The organism is Microbacterium sp. MM2322 (assembly GCF_964186585.1).
GTDB lineage: Bacteria > Actinomycetota > Actinomycetes > Actinomycetales > Microbacteriaceae > Microbacterium.
The window spans coordinates 2,819,175-2,841,181 of record NZ_OZ075067.1; the positions used below are offsets into that span (position 1 = coordinate 2,819,175).

Genomic DNA, 22,007 nt, shown 5'->3' on the forward strand with positions numbered 1-22,007 from the left:
CGCCGGACGAACGCGACACGCGGGCTCGAACTCCGCCACAATGAGCACGAACTCCGGAACCGACGACGGGACGCGCCATGCCTCGACCGAGCACCCTCTCCGACTACCTCGACGGCCTCAGCCCGGCGAGGCGCGACCTGTTCGCGCGCCTCAGCGAGGAGGTCGCGGCGATCGAGACTCCTGAGGAGATCACGCGCCTCGTGTTCCGAGCTGGGCAGACCGACCACCCCGAGTACGACGACGCGGACGTGGTCTTCTGGAAGGCGGTCGATCAGCTGTACCTGCAGGCAGCCGTCTCCGACGGCGACCTGCCGATCCTGTTCTGGGGCTTCCACACCATCGACCTGCTCGGTCGCCGCCACTCCAAGGGCGTGCTCGTCACCGACCGCACCGTCTACGTCGAGGGAGTCGACGAGCTCGATCCGAGACCGTTCAGCCTCGCCTCGCTGGGGACGACCGAGGTCCGGATCGACGGCGCCGCGCTCCGCGTCGGCGACGCGACGGTCGACCTCGCTCCGACCGAGCGGGTTCTGGCGGTCGACGAACGGCCCGCCGTTGCGCGCTACGTGTCCGCCGTCATCGACACCGTCCGCGGAACGGTCGCCGTCGCCGACCAGCCCGTCGAGAAGCCCGCGACGGTGGAGGAGCTCATCCTGGCGAGCAGGCTGTCGTCCGATTTCCTGCTCCCGTCACGCCCGAAGAACGCGAAGGGGATCGCGAAGCTCGCCGCGAAGTGGAAGCTCCCCGCATCCGAGCGCGTGCTCGTGTCGCTCTCCAGCGCGACCTTCGTCGGCGTCTACGGCATCGCGATCACCGACGCGGCGCTCTACTCGCGAGACCTCATGGAGGACCTCGACCGCACTCCGCTCGACGAGATCGGCGCGATCACGTGGGATGCCGAGGCGAAGGGTTTCCGCGTCACGCCCGACCATCTCGCCCCGACGCTTCCCGGCATCAACGACGACAATCGCGACTACGTGGCGGCGCTCCTGACCTCGCTGGTGCGGTCAGCCGCGCACACCGGCTGACGCCGGGCATCCCGCTCCCGCTTGGTGCGGATCATGTTCTCTCGCCGAGCGCACACGTCGTGCGCGTGCGGAGCGTGTGGTCTCGGCGAGAGGACATGATGTGGACCGGTAGCGCAGCGGGCCGCCCCTCTCAGCCTCCGGTGGAGGCGCGGACGATGAGCTCGGGGCGGAAGCGGATGCGCTGCGGCGCGGCATCCGGATCTCCGAGCGTCGCGAAGAGCGCGTCGACGGCGGCGGCGCCGATCTCGCGTGCGGGCTGACGGATCGAGCTCAGCGGCACGACCGTCGACTGTGCGAAGTCGATGTCGTCGTACCCGATGAGGGCGAGATCCTCGGGCACGCGCAGCTTGCCCAGGATCGCCGCTCCCTGCAGCACACCGACGGCCAGCAGGTCGTTCGCGCAGAAGACCCCGTCGGGCCGGTCCTCGGCATCGCGCCGCGCGAGCTCCTCGCCCACGAGCCGCCCCGCGAGCACGGTGAGCTCGTCGGTCGACGAGACCTCGAGGGTCGCGTCGGGCACCTCGGCGAGCGCGCGTCGCGCCCCCTCGAGACGGTCCGCCACCTGGCGGACGGATGCCGGGCCCCCGGCGAAGAGGATGCGTCGGCGCCCCTGCTGCAGCAGGTGCTGCACGGCCAGGTATCCGCCTTCGACGTCGTCGACGGCCACCGAGGGCAGCTCGCCGTCGGCTTCGGCATCGACGAGCACGATCGGAACGCCGGCGGTCTCGAGGATCTCCGCCCGGGCGTCGTCGAGGGCGAGCGGGGTCAGCAGGACGCCGTTCACGCGCTGCTCGCGGAACAGGTCGAGGTAGGCGTTCTCGCGAGCGGCATCCTGTCCGCTGCTGCCGAGGAGGACGGTGACCCCGTGCTCGGCGGCGCGTTCCTCGGCGCCGCGGGCGACCTCGGCGAAGAACGGGTTGGCCGAGTCGAGGACGACGAGCCCGACCGTCCGGCTGCGTCCGGCGCGCAGTTGCCGGGCGGCGTCGTTGCGCACGAATCCGAGATCGGCGATGGCCGCGTGCACGCGTTCCACGGTCGCCGGGGAGACCTTTTCGGGACGGTTGAGGACGTTCGACACGGTCCCCACCGACACTCCCGCCGCGCGAGCGACGTCCTTCACACTGACTGCCACATGACCTGCCTTGACGAATGCTTCGCCCCCACGTTACTGTTCTCGATGTTGAATCGTTTCATGATCACGAGTCAATCCCACGACCCCGGCCCTCACGAAGGAGTGACATGACCCGCGTCGCCTTCCAGCTGCAGATCGACCCGGCGCTGATCGACGAGTACGTCGCCCGACACACGCCCGTCTGGCCCGAGATGCTGGCTGAGATCGCGGCATCCGGTCGTCGCAACTACTCGCTCTTCCTCGGTGACGGCGGCCGTCTGTTCGGCTACTACGAGGTCGACGACGACACCGCCGCGCAGGCCTACCTGGCCGCCTCCCCCGTCGCTGCGCGCTGGGAGGCCGAGATGGGCCGCTTCTTCGTCGGCCTCCACGGCCGCCCTGACCAGGCGGCGACGCCGCTGGCCGAAGTCTTCAACCTGCACGACCAGTTGGCGGCCTCCGCCGACGTGTCAGAAAGCGATCCCTCATGACGACGCTGTCCCCCGACATCCTCACCCAGCTCGAAGGCCAGTCGATCGAACTTCCCAGCTGGGCGTTCGGCAACTCCGGCACCCGCTTCCGCGTCTTCGCGACGGCTGGAACCCCGCGGGACCCGTTCGAGAAGATCGCGGATGCCGCCGAGGTCCACCGCTGCACGGCTCTGGCCCCCAGCGTCGCCCTGCACATCCCGTGGGACAAGGTCGACGACTATGCGGCCCTCCGCCGCCACGCCGAGGACCACGGCGTGCAGCTCGGCACGGTGAACTCGAACACGTTCCAGGACGAGGACTACAAGTTCGGCGCGCTCACGCACCACGACGAGAGCATCCGCCGCAAGGCGATCGACCACCACCTCGAGTGCCTCGACATCATGCACGAGACCGGCTCGCGCGACCTCAAGATCTGGCTCGCCGAGGGCTCGAACTACCCCGGCCAGAACGACATGCGCGCGCGCCAGGATCGCCTGCAGGATTCGCTGCAGCAGATCTACGCCCGCCTCGGCGACGCGCAGCGCCTCGTGCTCGAGTACAAGTTCTTCGAGCCGTCGTTCTACCACACCGACGTTCCCGACTGGGGGACGGCCTACGCCCAGGTCGCCTCGCTCGGCGACAAGGCGCTGGTGTGCCTCGACACGGGCCATCACGCCCCCGGCACGAACATCGAGTTCATCGTCATGCAGCTGCTGCGTCTCGGAAAGCTCGGCTCGTTCGACTTCAACTCGCGCTTCTACGCCGACGACGACCTGATCGTGGGCGCCGCCGACCCGTTCCAGCTGTTCCGCATCCTCGTCGAGGTCGTGCGCGGCGGCGGCCTGAACAACCCCGACGTGGCCTTCATGCTCGACCAGTGCCACAACATCGAGGACAAGATCCCCGGGCAGATCCGCTCGGTGCTCAACGTGCAGGAGATGACGGCGCGCGCCCTGCTCATCGACCGGGGCGCCCTGGATGCCGCGCAGCAGGCGAACGACGTGCTCGGCGCCAACGGCATCCTCATGGACGCGTTCTACACCGACGTGCGTCCCGCGCTCGCCCGGTGGCGCGAGTCGCGCGGGCTTCCCGCCGACCCGATGGCCGCGTACGCGGCATCCGGCCACCTGCAGCGGATCGCCGACGAGCGGGTCGGCGGCACGCAGGCCGGCTGGGGTGCATGATCGTCCGATGAGCGAGAACCCCACCCCCTACGGCGCGGCCGGCGGCCTCGTCCGCGTCTACCCCGCGCGCGTGCTCGACCGCCCTACTCCCGGACTCGTCTGGCTGCACGGCGGCGGCTTCGCGGCCGGCGACATCGACATGCCCGAGGCCGATCACGTCGCCCGCACGTTGGCGGATGCCGGGACCACGGTCCTCTCGGTCGACTACCGCCTGGCTCCCCTGCCCGCCGGGTGGGAGGCTCCCGCGACCGAACCGGGTCGCGAGCGCGTCGGGTACCCCGCGGCATCCGACGACACTCTCGCGGCGTGGGAGTGGCTCCTCGACCAGGCCGCAACACTCGGCGTCGACCCCGGACGCCTCGCCATCGGCGGAGCGAGCGCGGGCGCGAACATCGCCGCGGGCGCGGTCCTCCGCCTCATCGAGACCGACCGGCAGCTGCCGGCGCTCGTGCTCCTCGCGTATCCGACGCTGCTCGCCGAGCAGCCCGAGCCCGAGGGTGACCTCCGCGCGGCGCTCGACGCCCGTCCCGAGGCCGACCGCTTCGGACCGGATGCCGTCCGCGGCATGTACGAGAACTACCTCGGCGGGTCCGTCGTCGACGCGCCACTCGGAGCCATCCCGGGGCTCGCGACGACCGAGGATCTCGCCGAGTTCCCGCCGACGCTCATCGTCGCGGGCGACGTCGACGAGCTCCGCATCTCGAGTGAGCACTTCGCCCGCACCCTCGCTTCCGCCGGCCGCGACGTCGAGCACGTGATCGAGCCGGGTACCGACCACGGGCACCTGAACCGCCCCGATGACGGGGATGCCGCATCCCTCACCCTGGCCCGCTTCGCCGCGCGCCTGGCGGCTCTCACCCCGTGAGCTCCGCGCGGGGAACGGTCGCCGCCGTCGACCTCGGCGCGACGAGCGGACGGGTGATCGTCGGGCACGTCGCCGCGGACACGCTCGAGACGACGACGGTCGCCCGCTTCGCGAACGAGCCCGTGCGGATCGCGGACGGCCTGCACTGGAACCTGCTGGGGCTGTACGGATCGGTCCTCGACGGCCTCCGCGACGCTCTGCGCGGCGACACCGAGATCGCGAGCATCGGCGTCGACTCGTGGGCCGTCGACTACGGCCTGATCGCACGATCGCGCCTGCTCGGCGAGCCGTTCCACTACCGCGACGAGCGCACGGCGCGCGGCGTCGAGGCCGTGCACGCGTCACACCCGCACGATGCGCTCTTCGCCCGGAACGGTCTGCAGTTCCTCCCCTTCAACACGCTGTACCAGCTGGCCGCGGAGCACCGGTCCGTGCTGCAGCTCGCCGACCACGCGCTCCTCATCCCCGACCTGATCGGGTTCTGGCTGACCGGGCAGGCGCGCACCGAGCGCACCAACGCCTCGACGACGGGGCTGCTGCGCGCCGACACCGGCGAGTGGGATGCCGATCTGATCGCCGCGCTCGGACTGCCGCAGCACCTCCTGACGCCGCTCATCTCCCCCGGCGAGACGCTGGGCGCTCTCACCGGCGACGTCGCGGCGAGCCTCGGTGCCCCGCGGACCCCGGTGACCGCGGTCGGGTCGCACGACACGGCATCCGCCGTGGTCGCCGTTCCGATGGTGTCGCCGGACGCGGCGTACATCTCCTGCGGCACGTGGGGTCTCGTTGGCGTCGAAGTCGACCAGCCCGTGCTCACCGACACGGCCCGCGAGGCGAAGTTCACGAACGAGGGCGGGGTCGACGGACGCGTCCGGCTGCTCCGTAACGTGATGGGGCTGTGGATCCTCAGCGAGACGGTCCGCGGCTGGCAGCGCGAGGGGCACGACGTCGACCTCGGCGAGCTGTTGGATGCCGCGGCCGCCGTCACCGCGCCCGTCGCCCTCTTCGACGTCGACGACGCCCGTTTCCTGCCGCCGGGTGACATGCCCGCGCGCATCGCCGCGTGGTGCGAGGAGCACGGTGCGCCGGCGCCGCAGAGCCGGACCGAGATCGCCCGCAGCATCATCGAGTCGCTCGCGCAGGCGTTCGCCGATGCCGCGCACGAGGCCGGTCGCATCGGCGGGGTCGACGTGCGCGTCATCCACATCGTCGGCGGCGGGTCGCTCAACGAGCTGCTGTGCCAGCGCACGGCCGACCGTTCCGGCGTTCCCGTGCTCGCGGGGCCGGTCGAGGCGACCGCACTGGGCAACATCCTCGTGCAGGCCCGCGCGGCCGGCATCCTGGCCGGCTCGCTCGAATCGCTCCGCGACCTCGTCGCCCGCACGCACACGCCTCGGCGGTACGAGCCACACGCCGAATGACCCCGGGCGGGCCGGACCGCCCGTCACCCCTAGGCTGAAAATCATGCCTGCGCCGACCCTGAACCGCGAGATCCTGCGTCTCGCCGTGCCCGCGCTCGGCGCGCTGGTCGCCGAGCCGATGTTCCTCATCGTGGATGCCGCTCTGATCGGCCACCTCGGCGTCGTGCCTCTCGCGGGCCTCGGCATCGCCAGCGCCGTGCTCCAGACGATCGTCGGACTGATGGTGTTCCTGGCGTATTCGACGACTCCGGCGGTCGCCCGGAAGTTCGGCGCCGGCGACAGCAAGAGCGCGGTCAGCGTCGGCATCGACGGACTCTGGCTCGCGCTGGGTCTCGGCGCCCTGCTCGCTCTGTTCGGATCGCTCGCGACGCCGTGGCTCGTCGACCTCTTCGGGCCGAGCCGCGAGGTCGCCGAGCAGGCAGTGACGTATCTTGCGCTGTCGATGTGGGGCCTGCCCGCGATGCTCATCGTCTTCGCGGCCACCGGACTGCTGCGCGGCATGCAGGACACCGTGACACCGCTCTGGATCGCGGGCCTCGGCTTCGGCGCCAACGCGCTGCTCAACTGGCTGTTCATCTACGGGTTCGGGTGGGGCATCGCCGGGTCCGCCGCGGGCACCGTCGCCGCGCAGTGGGGCATGGTCGCGGCCTACGTCGTCGTCATCGGACGCCTCGCGCGGCGCCACTCGGCATCCGTCCTGCCCCAGCGCGACGGCGTGCGCGGGTCGGCGAGGTCGGGCGGCTGGCTGTTCCTGCGGACGGTGTCGCTGCGCATCGCGCTGCTCGCGACGGTGGCCGTCGCGACGGGTCTCGGCACGGATGAGCTCGCCGGATGGCAGGTCGCGTTCACGATCTTCTCGACGGCGGCGTTCGCCCTCGACGCCCTCGCGATCGCCGCGCAGGCGCTCATCGGCCGCGGCCTCGGCGCTGACGACGAACCGTTCGTGCGGCGCGTGCTCGGCCGTACCGTGGCGTGGGGCGCGTGGTTCGGTGTCATCGTCGGGGTGGCGATCGCCGCGCTCTCGGGTGTCATCGGCATCGCCTTCACGGGGGATCCCGCGCTGGCCGCGCTCATCCAGCCGGCGCTCCTCGTCCTCGCTCTGGCGCAGCCCGTGTGCGGCGTGGTGTTCGTCCTCGACGGTGTGCTCATGGGCGCCGGCGACGCGAAGTACCTGGCAGTCGTGGGCGCCCTGAACCTCGTGCCGTACCTGCCCGCGCTGGCGATCGTCATCGCCCTGCACCCCGGCGGGGCGGGCGGTCTCGCCTGGCTCGCGGCCTGCTTCTTCGGCGTCTACATGCTCGCCCGTCTCGGCACGCTCGGCTGGCGCGTGCGCCGTTCGGAGTGGCTTCGCGTCGCCGTGTGACCGGATCCGCGGCATCCGTGCCGCTCCCGCAGTGTCACCCGGCTCCCCTAGAGTGCGGTCATGGATCCCCGTGACGACGACTTCCTGAACGACCTGCACCGGCTGGTGCAGCGACTGAACCGGATGCCGGAGGCCGAGGAGGCTCCGCTGACGCCGCTCGGCGAGCGCGTCCGGGACCATCTCGGCGCCGACCCGACGGGACTGCCCATGGTGTCCGAAGCGGTCCCGCCGCACCGCCTCGTCGATCTCGACCTCGCCCTCGACGCCCTGGCCGGCGACGACGCCGAGGTCATCGGACTGCGCGGAGGCAGGCATCTGCGGCACGAGGAGTTCTCGGGCCTGCTCGCGTCGCCCTACGCCCGCATCCAGCCCGGTCCGGTCGAGTACGTGTCGGTCCCCACCGGGCCCGAGACGACGCGGCAGACGAAGTCGACCGCCCTGCGGATGTTCCGCGTCGACGGGATGCCGGTGGCCGCCCTGCAGCGCGCCGCCGACCCGCAGTCGGGTCGCGAGACGGCGTCTCTCGACGTCGTCGCCGCGTCGCCCGAGGTCGCCTCGGGGCTCCTCGCCGAGACGCGACGCCTGATGAACGAGCTCAGTGTCGTGCGTGGCAACGTCGTGAGCTTCGCGCGCGGAGAGTACGGGGCGAGCGGCATCGGACGGATGACGTTCCTCGAGCGGCCGACGGTGACCGCCGACCAGGTGATCCTGCCGGAAGGGCTGCTCGACCGCATCCGCGCACATGTCGTCGAGATCGGCGGTCGCGCCGACGAACTGCGCTCCCGCGGGCAGCACCTCAAGCGCGGCGTCCTCCTGTACGGCCCTCCCGGAACGGGCAAGACGCTGACCATCCGTCACCTCATCCACGAGACACCGGGGACGACGGTCGTGCTTCTGCAGGGGGCCGCACTCGGACTGATCGGTGAGGCCGCCTCGCTCGCCCGTGCGATGAGCCCTGCCCTGGTGGTCCTCGAGGATGTTGACCTGGTGGCCGCGGACCGCGGTGACTTCGGATTGCAGCCGCTGCTGTTCGAGGTGCTCGACGCGCTGGACGGCCTCGACGGGGACGCCGACGTGGCCTTCGTCCTGACGACGAACCGGGCCGAGATCCTCGAGCCCGCTCTGGCCGCGCGGCCCGGCCGCGTCGACCTCGCCCTCGAGATCCCGCTGCCCGATCTGCCGGCCCGGCAGCGCCTGTTCCAGGTGTACGGCGGCGAGCTGCCGTTCTCGGCCGACGCGCTGGGTCAGTCCGCTGAGCGCGCCGAGGGGGTCACGGCATCCTTCGTGAAGGAGGTCGTGCGACGTGCGGTGCTGCGCGCCGTGACCGACGGTCGCGACGTGACCGACGACGACCTCGCGGTCGCTCTCGACGCGATGCTCGACGACACCCGCGGGATCTCGCGCGTGCTGTTCGGCGGGGATGCGGCCGCCGACGCGGTGGCCGCGGAGGAGGGGAGCACCAGCATCCACTTCGGAGGGCACTTCTGATGCGCAAGTCGCGAAGGGCCACGGCGACGGTCGTGCTGTTCTCTGCCTTCGCGCTCTCGGGATGCGGGACGACACCGGGATTTGGTGGTGGCCAGGCCGCTGGTCAGTGCGCCGCACCGATCGTGACCGTGACTCCCGCGGCGGCGGCCCCCGGCGACACGGTTACCGTAACGAGCGACGGTTGGTCCGTCTGCGAGGACACCCCGAACGATCCCTCGGGCGAGGCACCCTGGACCGAGGTCCGGATCGAGTGGGCTCAGGGCGACACCTCGCGCGAGCTGCGTACCGCTGACATCACCGATACGGCGATCTCCGCCGAGGTGACAGTGCCCGACGATGCGACCGCGGGGCCCGCCCGCATCCGCGTCCTCCACCGCGATCTCGCGATCGACGGCGACCTGACGGTCACCGGCTGACCCGCCCTCAGGCCATCAGCGGGATGGACCCGACGAGGACACCCACAGCGAGCATCACCAGCGAGACGATGACCGCACGCCACAGCACCTTCTTGTGGTGGTCGCCGAGGTTCACGCCGGCCAGCGAGACGAGCAGCAGGATTGCGGGGACGAGCGGGCTCTGGAGGTGGACCGGCTGGCCGGTGATCGAGGCGCGAGCCATCTCGACCGGCTCGATCCCGTAGTTCGAGGCGCTTTCGGCGAGGATCGGCAGGATGCCGAAGTAGAACGCGTCGTTCGACATGAAGAACGTGAACGGGATCGACAGGATGCCGGTGATCACGGCCATGAACGGTCCGAGTGACGGCGGAATCACCTGGGTGACCCAACTCGCCATCGCGTCGACCATGCCGGTGCCGTTGAGCACACCGACGAGCACGCCGGCGGCGAGCACCATCGACACGACGCCGACGATGCTGGGGGCGTGGGCGACGATCTCGTCGGCCTGGTTCTTCAGCCGGGGGAAGTTGATGATGAGCGCGACGGCCGCACCGACCATGAAGACGTAGGCCAGCGGGTAGATGTCGAGCACGAGCATCACCATGACGGCGAGGGTCAGGACGAGGTTGAACCAGATCAGCTTCGGTCGGAGCGTCGCCCGGTTCGGGTCGAGCAGCGTGTCGGCCATCGCGGTGTCGGCCGTGTCGACGAGTTTCGCGGCGTCGACGGCGGAGCGGGCGCCGCGGACCGTGACGATGTTGCCGGTGCGCAGGTGCGCGCGGGCGCCCGGCTTGCTCTCGGCACCGCGGAACAGTCGCGGCGCACCGAGGCGACCGTCGCCGGTGCCTTCGAGGCGCGAGGTATCGACCGATCCGGCGAGGCGACGGCGCTCCGAGAGGCCGAGGAACCACGCGAACAGCAGCGAGATGACGAGGCCCGTGGCGAGCGAGGGCAGCATCGGGACGAAGATGTCGGTCGGCTGCAGGCCGAGCGCCGAGGCGGCGCGCACGGTCGGACCGCCCCAGGGGACGATGTTCAGCGTGCCGTTCATGAGCCCGGCGACACAGGTCAGGACGACGGGGCTCATGCCGAGGCGGAGGTAGATCGGCAGCATCGCCGAGGTGGTGATGATGAAGGTGGTCGATCCGTCGCCGTCGAGCGAGACCGCTCCGGCGAGGATCGCGGTGCCGAGCACCACCTTGGCGGGGTCGTCCTTCAGCAGGCGGGTGATGAGGCGGATGAGCGGGTCGAAGAGCCCGACATCGATCATGATGCCGAAATACATGATCGCGAACATCAGCAGCGCGGCCGTGGGTGCGAGATCGCCGATCGCGTCGATGACCATGTCGCCGAGGCCGAGACCTGCACCGGCGAACAGGCCGAAGATGGTCGGCACCGTGATGAGCGCGACCATGGGGGTCAGTCGCCGGGTCATGATCAGGGCCATGAAGGTCAGCACCATCACGAACCCGAGGATGACGAGGATCGTGTCCGGTGGGGTGAACGCCACGGGATACTCGACTGCCTCGGTATGCACGATGCTCATCGCGACTCCTTCGTCGTGAAGCGGCGCCGGGGGGTTCGGTGCCTGGTCCCGCGAGCGTACGGATGCCGCGGGGTGCCGCGCGCGCTAAGGCTCATTCCCCGGCGTTGTGCGCGTAACGTGGCTTTCGCTCATTGTGCGCAGGAGGTGGTCGGGTGCGGTTCGGGAGCAGGATGCTGGTCCTCCAGCTCGTCACGCAGGTGTGCGTCGTGGCGGCGTGCGCCGGCGTCTTCCTCTTCCTCGGGGTGCAGCAGCTGCGCGCCGAAGCGGAGTCCTCGGCGCTGAACATCGCCCGGAGCGTCGCGGCGACCCCCGACGTCCGCGAGCTGGTCGCGGAATACTCCGCCGACCCCGGCACGCCGGATGCCGCGAAGCTTCGCGGCGGCCCTCTGCAGGGGTACGCCACCGCCGTCTCGGACCGTACGGACGTGCTGTTCGTCGTGATCACCGACGATCACGGCATCCGTCTCGCCCACCCCGACCCGGACCGGCTCGGCGATGTCGTGAGCACGAGCTTCGACGACGCCCTCGCCGGGCGCGAGGTCGTGACGTGGGAGTCCGGCACGCTCGGCGAATCCGCACGCGCCAAGGTGCCGGTGTACGCGCCCGGCGACGGCGACCGGCCGGTCGGAGAGGTGAGCGTCGGATTCGAGCGAGCCAGCGTGTTCCGCGATCTGCCCGCCCTCCTCACCGGCATCGCCGTCGCGGTCGTGCTGGCCCTCGCCCTCGGCGCGGTCGCGGCGCTGCTGATGCGTCGGCGGCTCGAGCGCGTGACGCTGGGGCTGCAGCCCGAAGAGCTCGCGGCACTCGTCCAGACGCAGACCGCCGTGTTCGAGAGCGCGGACGAGGGTGTCGTCGCGGTGGACCCGGACGGCACCGTGCGCGTGTGGAGCGAGGCGACAACGCGGATGCTGGGCGTCGCCGCCGCGCCTGGGACCGCCCTTCGCGACGTCCCGGTCGACCCGTCGGTGCGCGATGCGCTCACGGGGGGCGCGCCGTCGGGACTCGCGGTCGGCGACCGCATCGTCTATGTCGACGTCCGCCCGGTGCGTCGCGGTTCCCGCGCACTCGGCACCGCGGCGATCCTCCGCGACCGGACCGATCTGCTCGCCCTCACCGAGCGTCTTGACGGCGTCCGCACCCTGACCGACGCGCTGCGCGCGCAGCGCCACGAGTTCGCGAACCGCCTGCACGCGGCATCCGGTCTGCTGGACGCGGGCCGCGGCGAGGAGGCCCGCGACTTCCTGCGCGAGGTCTCGGGTCGCGGCGCCGTCGACCTGCGGGTGGCCGGGCTGGATGCCGTGACTGACCCGGTCCTGCAGTCGTTCCTCGGCGCGATGGCCGAGAGCGCCCGCGAACGCGGCGTCGAGTTGCGCGTCGGGCCCGACACCCTGCTGCGCAGCACGCTGCGCGAGGTGGAGGACACCCTCGCCGTGCTCGGGAACCTCGTGGGGAACGCGGTGACGGCCGCGGCATCCTCGTCGGCGGACGCCTGGGTAGAGGTGACCCTCCTCGACGAGCTGGACGGGGGCGAGCTCGTCCTGACGGTGGCGGATTCGGGAGGCGGCGTGACGGAGCCTGGCGACGTGTTCGCCGCGCGCACGGTGTCGGAGACTGAGACGGCGGTGCACGGCCACGGCATCGGGCTGCCGCTGTCCCGTGAGCTCTCGAGGCGACGCGGGGGCGAGGTCTGGATCATCGACGCGGGCGGCCGCGACGGCGGCGCGGTCTTCGGGGCTCGTCTGCCCGCGGTGATGGGTCCGGCGGGACCGGGTGAGATCGAGGAGAGCGACGATGAGTGACATCCGTGTGCTGATCATCGACGACGACTTCCGCGTCGCCGGCGTGCACCGCGACATCGTGACGGGGGTGCGCGGATTCACCGCGCTCGAGCCGGTCCGCACCGCGGCCGAGGCGCTGGCGGCCGTGCGGGCCGACACCCCCGACCTGATCCTCGCCGACGTGTACCTGCCCGACGGGGACGGCATCGAGGTGGTGCGCTCGTGCGGCGTCGACGCGTTCGTGCTGAGTGCGGCGACGGACGCGCGGACGGTGCGGCGCGCCTTCCGCGCCGGCGCCCTCGCCTACCTCGTGAAGCCGTTCGACGCGCGGACGCTGGCCGATCGCCTCGACCGGTACGCGCGCTACCGCAACCTGCTCTCCGACGCCGCCCCGCTCACGCAGGACCAGATCGACCGCGCGGCGACGGCGATGCGCGGCGCCCCCGACCAGGCGTCGGTGTCGCGGTCGGCGACGGAGCGGACCATCCTCGGCGCCCTCGCCGACGGCGAGGCGTCGGCGAGCGAGGTCGCCGAGCGCAGCGGCATCTCACGCGCAACGGCCCAGCGCCACCTCACCGCGCTCGCTTCGCGCGGGCTCGTGGAGATCAGCCTGCGCTACGGCACGACGGGCCGCCCTGAGCACCGCTTCCGCCTGGCGGATGCCGCGGGCTAAGGTGACACCACGCCACGACGGCCGTGTCGGGCAGGAACCGATCGGGGGAACGGACTCCACCATGAAGAACACCAGCAGGATCACACTCGCGACCGCTCTGATGGTCGCATCGGGTCTCGCACTGACCATCGGAGCCGCGGCACTCGCGACCTACCTGCTGACGGCGGACGGCACCTTCGCCGAGCTCGTCGTGGTCGCCGGCGCCGCCGGCACCGCCATCGTCACCGGCATCGTCGGAGTCTGGCTGCACCGGTTGCGCACCGTCGTCTCCGCCTTCGCGACGGTGGGATACCTGGTCGTGGGGGCGACGATTTTCCTCGGCGCCGTGACGACCCTCCAGGATGCTGCGGCGGGAGGTTTCGCGAACATCGGAGCGGGACTGCTCCTGCTCGTCGGCTCGGTCCTCGCCGTGCCGGCAACCGCTCTCGCCGTGACGCTCGCCGTCTTCTACCTGCGGTCCCGCCGGTACGCCGTGGCCTGACAACGCGGGCTCAGGCGTAGCGGCGGCACCATTCGTACATGACGACCGCCGCGGCGGCCGAGGCGTTGATCGACCGGGTCGACCCGTACTGGGTGATCTCGACGACGCCGGATGCCGCGGCCAGCGCCTCGGGCGACAGCCCGGGACCTTCCTGCCCGAAAAGCAGGACGCACCGCTCGGGCACGTCCGCCCGATCCACGGGCACCGATCCGTCGACGTTGTCGATCGCGAGGACGGGGAGGCCAGCGGCATCCGCCCACGCGGTGAAGGCCGCGACGTCCTCGTGGTGGCGGACGTGCTGGTAGCGATCGGTGACCATCGCGCCGCGGCGGTTCCAGCGGCGCTTGCCGATGATGTGCACCTCGGCCGCGCCGAACGCGTTGGCGCTGCGCACGATCGAGCCGATGTTCATGTCGTGCTGCCAGTTCTCGATCGCGACGTGGAACGGATGCCGCTTCTCGTCGAGGTCCGCCACGATCGCCGTCATCGTCCAGTAGCGGTACCGGTCGACGACGTTGCGGCGATCACCGTTCTCCAGGAGCTCACGGTCGTAGCGCGGATCGTCCGGCCAGGCGTCCGGGCCGCCGGGCCACGGGCCGACGCCGACGGGGAGCTGCGGCTCGGCGTCGCCGGCGGCGGGATCGGTCGGGTCTGGCACCGGTCCAGGTTAGTCGGGTGACCCCGGCAGGAAGACGGTGAAGCGGGAGCCGGCACCCACCTCGCTCGTGACCTCGACCGAGCCGCCGAGCGCCTGGCTGAGCCCTTGCACGATCGACAGCCCGAGTCCGGAGCTCTCGCCCGACCGCGTGCGCGCCGGGTCTCCCCGCCACAGCCGGTCGAACACGAACGGCACGTCGTCGGCGGCGATGCCCTCGCCGTCGTCGATCACCTCGAAGCGGACGGTTCCGCCCGTCGCACCCGCGCCGACCCGCACTGACCCGCCCGCGGCGGTGTGGCGGAGAGCATTGCCCACCAGGTTGCTCAGGATCTGCCCGAGACGCGCGGCATCGGTGCGCATCAGCAGAGGGCCATCGACCTCCGCGACCAGCGCGACGTCGGCGGCCGCAGCCCGAGCGAGGTGGGCCGCAACGACGCTCCGGACGACCTCGGCGGCATCCACCGGTGCGAGGTCGACGGCGAGGTCGCCCGTCTCGGCGAGCGCGAGCAACTGCAGGTCGCGCGTGATGGTCTCCATGCGTCCCGCTTCGGTGAGCACAAGGCTCCGCAATTCGGCATCGCTCATTCCGAGCCCGTCGTCAGCGGCCTCGACCCAGCCGCGGATGTTGGTCAGGGGGCTCCGCAGTTCGTGTGCCACGTCACCGAGAAGACGGCGGCGGGCGGTCTCGTGACTGGCGATCTCCGCCGACATCCGGTCGAACGCCGCACCCACGTGGGCGAGGTCGTCCGTCGCACCGACTCCGCTCCGACCCGCACGCTCTCCGGCGGCGAAGCGGTCGGCGGCGGCTTCGAGCTTGCGCGCGCTCCGAAGGGTCGGCGCGAGGATGATGGCGGCTGCGGCCGCGAGAAGAGCCAGGAGCACGACCACGACGATCGCGAGTCGTGCGATCGTCCCCGGGCTCGCGTCGAAGGGCCCGCGGACGTTCCCCCGGAGGTTCGTGAGGACGATCTGGACGGTCGGCGCCGTGACGGCGGAGGCCTGCTCGACCTGTGCGCTGAGGAGGCATCCCGCGGTGATCTCCGACCCGGGGGGATCGGTGCGGAACGCGAGTTCCGTTCTCGTCGCCGCGGCCGAGAGGTCGAGGTCGACCCGGTCGATCGGAGGAGCACTGGCGTCGAGCAGGCACCGGTTCGTGAGTTCGCGCAGTTCGTCGAGAGCGTCCTGTTCGGACGGCAGCGGGGTGTCGAGTCGGGTCCGCCCGCAATCCGGGGCGTTGTCCGTGGCCCACACCACCGGGCGTCCCGTCGTCCAGACGGTCGAGCCGATGACCGCCGTTCCCAGGCAGGCCCGGACGTCAGCAGCGCGCGCGGTCAGCGCCGTCCGCTGATCCTCGCTGAGACCAAAGGGTCCGACGATCCCCCGGTGCAGGCGCAGCTGGAGGGTTCCGGGCTCGGCGTACTCCTCGAGCGGATCGAACGTCATCGTCGACTCCTCGGGTCGCGGCAGAGTCGGCGCACTGTCGGCGATCAGCTCTCCGTCCCCCCCGACGAGCGCGATCCGCCGGCCGGTGTCGTGCGCGAGTTCGAGGAGCTCGGGTCCGACTCCGTCCCAGGTCGGATGCCGGCCGGCCCACAGACTCAGTTCGTCGAGGATCTGCTCGTTCCGGGCGAGGGCGGCATCCGATGACTGCTGGTCGAAGCGGTACTCCGCGGTCTGCGCGAGCCACAGCGTGCTGCCGACCGACGCGACGACCAGGAGGAGGCCTGCGGCGAGGTACCGCAGCAGCAGGCGCGGCGTCCGTCGCCGTGTCTGCTGCTCGTCCGATCGCACGCTCATCCCGTCGGCAATGCTCTCACCCGCCGCCCCCGCATCCGCTGCGCCACTCATCCCGCGGCGAGCGCAGCGGTCGGCGACTGCCGCGCCGCATGGATGGACGGTGCGAGTCCGGCGAGCGCCCCCGTGACGAGGGATGCCGTCACGCCGAGGACGATCGTCGCCACGGGGATGACCACCGGCCACCCCTGCGTGGCACTCCACAGCACCGTGCCGAGCAGCCCGAGCGATACCCCCAGGAGCCCGCCCATCGAGCAGAGGACCACTGCTTCGACGAGGAACTGCGACCGGATCTGCCCCCGATGCGCACCGAGCGCCCGGCGCAGCCCGATCTCACTCCGGCGCTCGAGCACCGAGACGAACATCGTGTTCGCGATACCGATCCCGCCGATGAGGAGGGCGATCCCGGCCAGGGTGAGGAACAGTCCGTCGAAGTTCGCCTGGGCGGCATCCTTCGCGGCGAGCACGGCCGACGGGCGACTGACCTGCACCATGCCGGCGGCCCCCGGCGAGAGCGTCGCGGCGACGACGGGCCGGAGCGCCTCGATCTGCGACTCGGCGCCGGTGAGATAGGCGACGGTGGGGGCACCGTCGAAGCCGAGCCAGTGCCGGGCGGCCGCGTCGCTGACGAGCACGGCCGACTGCAGGTCGGGCGCGAGAGGGGTGTCCTTCAGAATGCCGACGACCTGGAAGGGGATGCCGCCGAGGTCGATCGACACGGCGTGGTCGGGGAGCCGTGAGAGTCCGAGCCGGTCTGCGGCATCCGAACCGAGCACGACGACCGGCATCGGGTCGTCGCCGAGCCACCGCCCCTCTGCCAGCTCGCCGCGGAGCACGCCGAGGAGGTCGCCCGTCACGGCGAGGGTCGTGATACCGCTCTCGACGTAGTCGCGGAGTGCGTTGCTCCGTACTCCCGCATGCGCGTTTCCGACCGTGGCGGCGTCCGAGACCGGACCGATCCGCTGCAGCATGCCGCGCGACTCGGGAGGGAGCGGGATCGGCTCACCGTCGACGCCCACCCTCGGATCGGCGCGCAGCAGGTTCGCGCCGAGCTTCGTGAGTTCCTGATCGAGCGCGGCCTGCGACGACGCGGGCAGAGCGGTGACCGTCACCAGGGTGGCGATCCCGATGGCGACTCCGAGCGAGGCCAGTACGGCGCGCAGCGGGCGGGTGAACAGCCCCACGGTGCCGAGGGCGAGAAGGTCCCGGATGCCGAGGCGAGGCCGGCGGTCAGACATGAGCGACCTCCTCGTCGGCGGGGGCGGCCGTGTCCGCCACGATCCCGCCGTCGCGGAGTTCGATGCGACGCGGCATCCGTTCGGCCAAGCCGGCGTCGTGGGTGATGACCACGACGGTGGTGCCCTCCCGGTTGAGCCGCTCGAGGAGGTCGACGATGCGTTCGCCGTTGGCGCTGTCGAGCGCGCCGGTCGGCTCGTCGGCCAGGACCACGAGCGGCTCGGTGACGATCGCGCGGGCGATGGCGACGCGCTGGCGCTCCCCGCCGGAGAGGTCGCGAGCGCGGTGCGAGAGGCGGTGAGCCAACCCGACCCGCTCGAGCGCCGCTCGGGCGCGATCGCGTCGGAGTCGCCGCGGCACGCCGCTGTAGAGGAGCGCCGTCGCGACGTTGTCTTCGGCGCTCACGCCGTCGGTCAGGTGGAAGCTCTGGAAGACGAAGCCGATCGTCCGTCCCCGCAGGGTCGAGAGCGCTCGATCGTCGAGGTCGTCCGTATCTATCCCACCGACCCGGACAGTTCCGCTCGTGGGCCGGTCGAGGGTACCGAGGACGTTCAGGAGCGTCGACTTGCCGGCGCCGGACCTTCCGACGATCGCGACGATCTCGCCCGCGTCGATCCGGAGCGACACGTCCCGCAGTGCTGCGACGCCGCCCGGATGGACGCGGCCCACGCGATCGAGCTCGAGGGCGGGGGTGGTCATCGTGCGGTCACCACCGTCATGTCGGCGGTGATGCCGTCGCCGGCCACTTCGACGCGGCCGTCTGCGATGAGCCCGATCGTGACGGCGTGCAGCCGCCCGGACTCGTCCTGCAGCGCGTACCCGCCCTCGGCGAGCGCGATGAGTGCAGGTACGGGGGCGATGAGCACGTCGGTGACGGTCTTCGTCACGACGCGGACGACGACGGCCCCGGCATCCACCTCGGCGACAGCCTTCTGGTCGGCGATGTCGACCGTGGCGCGCACCTGGGACTGCGCGCCCTCCCCCGCCGTGCCGACGTCGCGGATCGTGCCCTTCAGCACCCGGCCGTCGGGCAGCTCGACCTCCGCCGCAGCCCCGGCACCCACGAGTCCCGCGTCGCCGGCAGGCACGGCCGCCTCGACGATCCTCGTGGTCGTCGACGCGGTGAACGGCGTCCCGGCCGCGGCGTCGCCGAGCCGGGCCGTCACCTTCGCGACGCGGCTGTCGGCGGCGAGGACGACGACGTCCGTCGGAGCGATGTCTCCCGTCCGCTCGAGGCCGAGCGAGGTCTGCCAGGCACGGACAGCGGTGCGGAACGCACTGTTCGTCCGCGCGTCCTTCGGGTCGGCCCGCTGCAGGTAACCGAGCTCCATGAGGTTCTCCGCGACCATGCTGACGTCGGCACCGGTCATGCCCCACGAGGTCAGGGGGCGGTAGAGCGCCGTCTTCCCGATGAGCACCGGGATGGGGAGGTCGTCGACGCGGAGCGCCGTCGCCCCTCGACCGAGGTCGGCGCCGGGCGCCGGCAACCAGGTGATCGTGCCCTTGGCCTTGACCGACACGGGCTCGGCGCCGACGAACCCGATCGATCCGTCCAGGGTCGCGGTCAACGACAGGTCGCCCCGCTCGATCACGGCTGTCGCTCGCTCCGTCTGCGGCGACGGCGCGGCCTTCGGGGACTGCTCGCTCGCGCTCGTCACAGCGGCCACCCCGCCCGCGCCGAGGAGAAGAGTCGCCCCGACAGCGGCTGCCGCGACGGCGAGGGTGCGACGGCGCCGATCGCGGCTCATCGGGCGCCGCCCGACACGTCGGCGACGCACCCGTCGACCTTCGCCATGCCGAGCGAGATCGACGTCGAGTCGTTCTGCTCACCGCCGAAAGCGAAGGCGATCTGTCCGAACTCGTCGGCGGGGGTGATCTCGACGTAACGTACGCCAGCGGCGTGCAGGCAGTCGACCACCTTCTGCGCGAACCGCAGCGCGTCGGGGTTCTGCGCGTCGAGCTCGTGCGGCGGCAACGGGGCGAATTTCATGCAGAACGCCTCCGCCTCCGCGGCGGCGCCGGGGTCGTCGTTCGTCGCGACGCCCACACCACTGTCCTGGCCGCCCGTGATCGTCGCCTTCGGCATCCGATCGGCGAGGCATCGCTCGCGAGGCTGCCACGCCGCCTCGCTCTCCTCATCGGTCATGTCGAGGCGCAGCCGTACCGGCTCGCCGTACTCGGCGATCAGCGGGTCCTCCGTCGCCGTCTTCTCGGGCGCCGCCGTCTCGAGGCTCGCGATCTGATCGTCCGGAACGGGGGCGGCATCCTGGCCCTGCGGCGCAGCGCCGGCTGCACAGCCGGTCGCGAACAGCACGGTCAGCGCGATGCCGACGAGGGCACCCAGGGGGCGGGTCGAATGGCGGAACATGGTTCTCCGATCTCTGTCGTCGCCTCCACAGTGATCGCCGGTTGTGAGGGGATTGTGAGGATGCGGTGCCGAGACCGTCGGCGTTCCGGTCGCCCGCCTACAGTCGATGACGTGGCCCGCATCGTGATCGTCGAGGACGACGAACTGCAGTCCGAGCTCATCCGCCGCTACCTGGAGCGCGAACGTCACGATGTGCATGTCATCGGCGACGGAGCGGCTGCGCTGGCCGCGATCCGTGCGTCCTCACCCGACCTGCTGATCGTGGATGTGATGTTGCCGGGACTCGATGGACTCACCCTCTGCCGCACGCTCCGCGAGGAGATGTACGACCTACCGATCCTGATCCTCACGGCGCGATCGACCGAGAACGATCTGCTCCTCGGCCTCGAGCTCGGCGCCGACGACTACGTCACGAAGCCCTACAGCCCGCGCGAGCTCGTCGGCCGTGTCCGCGCGCTGCTGCGGCGGGCGCTGCCGACCACGACGACCCGACCCGACGTGGTTGTGGGGGACCTCGTCGTGGACCCCGAACGCCGGACGGTGACCGTCGACGCTCGGCCCGTGGAACTGACGCGCGCCGAATTCGATCTGCTGCTCGTTTTCGCCACCCAGGCGGGGATCGTCCTCAGCCGGTCGCAACTCCTCGACCACCTGCACGGCTCCGACCGGTGGATCGGGCCGCGCACCATCGACACCCACGTGAAGAACCTGCGACTGAAGATCGAGAACGACCCGCAGCGGCCCGCGAGGATCGTCACCGTGCACGGCGTGGGGTACAAGCTCGAGTCCGCCTCGGCCTGAGCGTCGCCGCGAGCGCAGACGTTGCTTCCCGGCATCCTTCGGTCCTGTTAGATTTTTCGGTATGCCGAAAAATGTGCTCGTGGAGTCGCCCCGGGTGCGCGGCCCCCGCGCGGCCTGGCTGCTCGGACCGGCGCTCGTCGCGGGAGTGGCGTACCTCGATCCGGGCAACGTCGCGAGCAACATGACCGCCGGCGCCCGATACGGCTACCTGCTGGTCTGGGTGGTGGTCCTCGGCAACGTCATGGCCTGGCTCATCCAGTACCTCTCGGCGAAGATCGGCATCGTGACGCGCCGGAGCCTGCCCGAGATCCTCGGCGCCCGCATCCGCAACCACACCGCACGCCGCGCCTACTGGCTGCAGGCCGAGCTCGTCGCGATGGCCACCGACGTCGCCGAGATCATCGGCGGCGCCGTCGCGCTGTGGCTGCTGTTCGGGGTGCCGCTCGTCTGGGGCGGGCTGATCACCGGCGCCGTGTCGATCGTCCTGCTGCTCATCCAGTCGCGCGGCGGTGCGCGCCCGTTCGAGTTCGTGATCATCGGGCTGATGGCGATCATCGTCCTCGGCTTCACCTACGGCGTCTTCATCGGACCGCCCGACGCCAGCGGCGTCGTCGAGGGTCTCCTCCCCCGTTTCGACGGCACCGACTCGGTGCTGCTGGCGGCCTCCATCCTCGGCGCGACGATCATGCCGCACGCGATCTACGCCCACAGCTCGCTCGCCCGCGACCGGTTCCGGCCGGCCACCGGCCGGACGACGACGGATGCCGCCGCCGCCGACGCCGCCATCGACACCTGCCGCGTGCTCCGCGCCACCCGTTGGGATGTGACGATCGCTCTGGCGATCGCCGGAAGCGTGAACCTCTGCATCCTGCTGCTCGCCGCGGCGAACCTCGACGGGGTGCCCGGCACCGACAGCCTCGAGGGCGCGTACGCCGCGCTGCAGTCCGGGATCGGGCCGGTCGTCGCCACCCTCTTCGCGGTCGGCCTGCTCGCGAGCGGCCTGGCGAGCAGCGCCGTCGGCGCCTATGCGGGGGCGGAGATCATGCAGGGACTGCTGCGCGTCCGCATCCCGCTCCTCGTCCGGCGCCTGGTGACGCTCGTCCCGGCGCTCGTGATCCTCGCGGTCGGCGTCGACCCGACGTTCGCGCTGATCCTCAGCCAGGTGATCCTGAGCTTCGGCATCCCGTTCGCGCTCATTCCCCTCGTGGCGCTCACGGCGAAGGCGGACCTGCTGGGCGGGTACCGCAACCGCGCGTGGACGACGGCGGCCGGCATCCTCGCGTCGATCTTCCTCGTCGCGCTCAACGGGCTGCTGCTCTGGCTCACCCTGTTCGGCGGATAATCTGG

General features: G+C 71.3%; 21 protein-coding genes. 13 read left to right on the plus strand and 8 right to left on the minus strand.

Translation table 11 applies throughout. From position 1 onward, the window contains the following. Window positions 1–77: 77 nt before the first annotated feature. On the plus strand, window positions 78–1,028 hold the full coding sequence (locus tag ABQ271_RS13640; protein WP_349309275.1) for a hypothetical protein: 951 nt from the start codon (window positions 78–80) through the stop codon (window positions 1,026–1,028). A 130-nt stretch (window positions 1,029–1,158) separates the two neighbouring features. Here ABQ271_RS13640 and ABQ271_RS13645 read toward each other — a convergent pair whose 3' ends face one another. Further along, window positions 1,159–2,160, minus strand: coding sequence for a LacI family DNA-binding transcriptional regulator (locus ABQ271_RS13645; protein WP_349309276.1), 1,002 nt, complete (start codon window positions 2,158–2,160; stop codon window positions 1,159–1,161). A 107-nt stretch (window positions 2,161–2,267) separates the two neighbouring features. Here ABQ271_RS13645 and ABQ271_RS13650 point away from each other — a divergent pair, with 107 nt between their 5' ends. The 7 genes from ABQ271_RS13650 to ABQ271_RS13680 all read left to right on the plus strand — a co-directional run bounded on the left by ABQ271_RS13650 (window position 2,268) and on the right by ABQ271_RS13680 (window position 9,346). Then, the gene (locus ABQ271_RS13650; protein ID WP_349309277.1) at window positions 2,268–2,630 is read left to right on the plus strand and encodes an L-rhamnose mutarotase; all 363 of its coding nucleotides are present in this window, start codon (window positions 2,268–2,270) and stop codon (window positions 2,628–2,630) included. After that, entirely contained in the window at window positions 2,627–3,793 is a 1,167-nt protein-coding gene (gene rhaI, locus ABQ271_RS13655) for an L-rhamnose isomerase (RefSeq protein WP_349309278.1), read from the plus strand. The genes ABQ271_RS13650 and rhaI overlap by 4 nt, the downstream gene beginning before the upstream one ends. A gap of 7 nt (window positions 3,794–3,800) precedes the next feature. Continuing rightward, a complete protein-coding gene (locus ABQ271_RS13660; RefSeq protein ID WP_349309279.1) occupies window positions 3,801–4,658 on the plus strand; it encodes an alpha/beta hydrolase in 858 nt (285 codons plus the stop codon). After that, entirely contained in the window at window positions 4,655–6,079 is a 1,425-nt protein-coding gene (locus ABQ271_RS13665) for a rhamnulokinase family protein (RefSeq protein WP_349309280.1), read from the plus strand. The genes ABQ271_RS13660 and ABQ271_RS13665 overlap by 4 nt, the downstream gene beginning before the upstream one ends. 43 nt (window positions 6,080–6,122) lie before the next feature. Next, window positions 6,123–7,442 carry an MATE family efflux transporter gene (locus tag ABQ271_RS13670; protein WP_349309281.1) on the plus strand — a complete coding sequence of 440 codons (1,320 nt, stop codon included), beginning with the start codon at window positions 6,123–6,125 and terminating at the stop codon, window positions 7,440–7,442. 60 nt (window positions 7,443–7,502) lie between these two features. Further along, window positions 7,503–8,930: an AAA family ATPase gene (locus ABQ271_RS13675; protein ID WP_349309282.1), complete on the plus strand. Its 1,428-nt coding sequence runs from the start codon at window positions 7,503–7,505 to the stop codon at window positions 8,928–8,930. Between the two features lie 122 nt (window positions 8,931–9,052). After that, window positions 9,053–9,346 carry a hypothetical protein gene (locus ABQ271_RS13680; protein WP_349309283.1) on the plus strand — a complete coding sequence of 98 codons (294 nt, stop codon included), beginning with the start codon at window positions 9,053–9,055 and terminating at the stop codon, window positions 9,344–9,346. Between the two features lie 7 nt (window positions 9,347–9,353). Here ABQ271_RS13680 and ABQ271_RS13685 read toward each other — a convergent pair whose 3' ends face one another. Next, window positions 9,354–10,871: a CitMHS family transporter gene (locus tag ABQ271_RS13685; protein WP_349309284.1), complete on the minus strand. Its 1,518-nt coding sequence runs from the start codon at window positions 10,869–10,871 to the stop codon at window positions 9,354–9,356. 170 nt (window positions 10,872–11,041) lie between these two features. On the opposite strand from ABQ271_RS13685, the gene ABQ271_RS13690 reads away from it, so the two are divergent. The 3 genes from ABQ271_RS13690 to ABQ271_RS13700 all read left to right on the plus strand — a co-directional run bounded on the left by ABQ271_RS13690 (window position 11,042) and on the right by ABQ271_RS13700 (window position 13,803). Continuing rightward, window positions 11,042–12,670 carry a sensor histidine kinase gene (locus ABQ271_RS13690; RefSeq protein WP_349309285.1) on the plus strand — a complete coding sequence of 543 codons (1,629 nt, stop codon included), beginning with the start codon at window positions 11,042–11,044 and terminating at the stop codon, window positions 12,668–12,670. Continuing rightward, a complete protein-coding gene (locus tag ABQ271_RS13695; protein ID WP_349309286.1) occupies window positions 12,663–13,322 on the plus strand; it encodes a response regulator in 660 nt (219 codons plus the stop codon). Before ABQ271_RS13690 ends, ABQ271_RS13695 begins: the two co-directional genes overlap by 8 nt. Before the next feature lie 61 nt (window positions 13,323–13,383). After that, window positions 13,384–13,803 (plus strand): hypothetical protein, encoded by a 420-nt coding sequence (locus ABQ271_RS13700; protein ID WP_349309287.1) that lies wholly within the window; start codon window positions 13,384–13,386, stop codon window positions 13,801–13,803. A 10-nt stretch (window positions 13,804–13,813) separates the two neighbouring features. Here ABQ271_RS13700 and ABQ271_RS13705 read toward each other — a convergent pair whose 3' ends face one another. The 6 genes from ABQ271_RS13705 to ABQ271_RS13730 are packed head-to-tail and all read right to left on the minus strand — an operon-like array spanning window position 13,814 to window position 19,859. Beyond that, window positions 13,814–14,461, minus strand: coding sequence for an RNA methyltransferase (locus tag ABQ271_RS13705; protein WP_349309288.1), 648 nt, complete (start codon window positions 14,459–14,461; stop codon window positions 13,814–13,816). A gap of 9 nt (window positions 14,462–14,470) precedes the next feature. Further along, on the minus strand, window positions 14,471–16,258 hold the full coding sequence (locus ABQ271_RS13710) for a HAMP domain-containing sensor histidine kinase (RefSeq protein ID WP_349309289.1): 1,788 nt from the start codon (window positions 16,256–16,258) through the stop codon (window positions 14,471–14,473). A 47-nt stretch (window positions 16,259–16,305) separates the two neighbouring features. After that, window positions 16,306–17,493 carry an ABC transporter permease gene (locus ABQ271_RS13715; protein WP_349309290.1) on the minus strand — a complete coding sequence of 396 codons (1,188 nt, stop codon included), beginning with the start codon at window positions 17,491–17,493 and terminating at the stop codon, window positions 16,306–16,308. Beyond that, a complete protein-coding gene (locus ABQ271_RS13720; RefSeq protein ID WP_060915904.1) occupies window positions 17,486–18,190 on the minus strand; it encodes an ABC transporter ATP-binding protein in 705 nt (234 codons plus the stop codon). The genes ABQ271_RS13715 and ABQ271_RS13720 overlap by 8 nt, the downstream gene beginning before the upstream one ends. Next, complete coding sequence (locus ABQ271_RS13725) at window positions 18,187–19,239, minus strand: peptidoglycan-binding protein (RefSeq protein ID WP_349309291.1); 1,053 nt, start codon at window positions 19,237–19,239, stop codon at window positions 18,187–18,189. The genes ABQ271_RS13720 and ABQ271_RS13725 overlap by 4 nt, the downstream gene beginning before the upstream one ends. Continuing rightward, on the minus strand, window positions 19,236–19,859 hold the full coding sequence (locus ABQ271_RS13730; RefSeq protein WP_349309292.1) for a hypothetical protein: 624 nt from the start codon (window positions 19,857–19,859) through the stop codon (window positions 19,236–19,238). Before ABQ271_RS13730 ends, ABQ271_RS13725 begins: the two co-directional genes overlap by 4 nt. Window positions 19,860–19,970: 111 nt before the next feature. On the opposite strand from ABQ271_RS13730, the gene ABQ271_RS13735 reads away from it, so the two are divergent. Beyond that, window positions 19,971–20,660 carry a response regulator transcription factor gene (locus ABQ271_RS13735; RefSeq protein WP_036309554.1) on the plus strand — a complete coding sequence of 230 codons (690 nt, stop codon included), beginning with the start codon at window positions 19,971–19,973 and terminating at the stop codon, window positions 20,658–20,660. A gap of 61 nt (window positions 20,661–20,721) precedes the next feature. Beyond that, entirely contained in the window at window positions 20,722–22,002 is a 1,281-nt protein-coding gene (locus tag ABQ271_RS13740; protein ID WP_349309293.1) for an Nramp family divalent metal transporter, read from the plus strand. Window positions 22,003–22,007: the final 5 nt, after the last annotated feature.